1 protein-coding gene is annotated in these 854 nt (G+C 41.7%); it reads right to left on the reverse strand.

All coding sequences use genetic code 11. The features are described 5' to 3' along the window. On the reverse strand, positions 1-846 hold an 846-nt coding region (locus FLS47_RS00550; RefSeq protein WP_223225071.1), incomplete at its 3' end, for a DUF6443 domain-containing protein. Positions 847-854 lie beyond the last annotated feature (8 nt).

Genomic DNA, 854 nt, shown 5'->3' on the forward strand with positions numbered 1-854 from the left:
GGTGGCTGCTATAGGATATCCAGGAGGAATCACATAACGAAGATCACCAAAGTCATCGTATATATAGTACGTATCAAGCTTCTTGCTCTCACTCTCCCATACTCTTTTGAGCACCACCCTATCCTCGAAGTCCTTATACTCGTCTACTGTACCAGCCTTGCCATTAGCTAACACCCAGTTCTCATCTTTGATAGTCGTTTTATAGAGTTTACCTGCTAAATAATTACCCGTGCTTGTGGTATTATTCGTATTCACTGACCACAACCGAACAGCTTCCGTACCTGAAGACACATTCGTGCCATATTCGGTAACTACCGTATGTCCTGCAGTTGATGTAGATAGGACCTGTGTTCTATCAGCCACGGGTTGCCAAGCAGTACCAGGAGCTCCTTGTTGCAGTACTCGATTCAATGGACTATTCTCAAAAATTGTCTCGGCATAAGGATGAGAGGTTCTAACAACATCTGTGATACTGCCAGAACTATAAAAATTAGCTTGAATGGTTTTGGAGGTAGTTTTGTAGCTGCCGTTATTCGATGTTGACTCTGCATAAGGCAAATACTTCTTACTTTCTCTTCCAAAACCATCATATTCTATATGCTGAACGATGTCCTTCTTGGTGGGACTGGCTTGCCACTGTACGGTTTGAATAGGTCTTCCCAAACCATCAAAATATTGGATATTGATGTTAACGGAATCTACAGGCTTGCCTGTAAGAGTTGCTCCCGCTTTATACTCCCGACGGAACGTCTTCTCCACGATATAGTTCTGTGACGTGGTGGGAGTTTGAGCATAACTATAGACACAAAAACTCAAAAAATGTATTAAGGTTAGTAATTTTCTCATAATATTAT

The sequence above is a fragment of the Sphingobacterium cavernae genome, from assembly GCF_008520265.1.
GTDB lineage: Bacteria > Bacteroidota > Bacteroidia > Sphingobacteriales > Sphingobacteriaceae > Sphingobacterium > Sphingobacterium cavernae.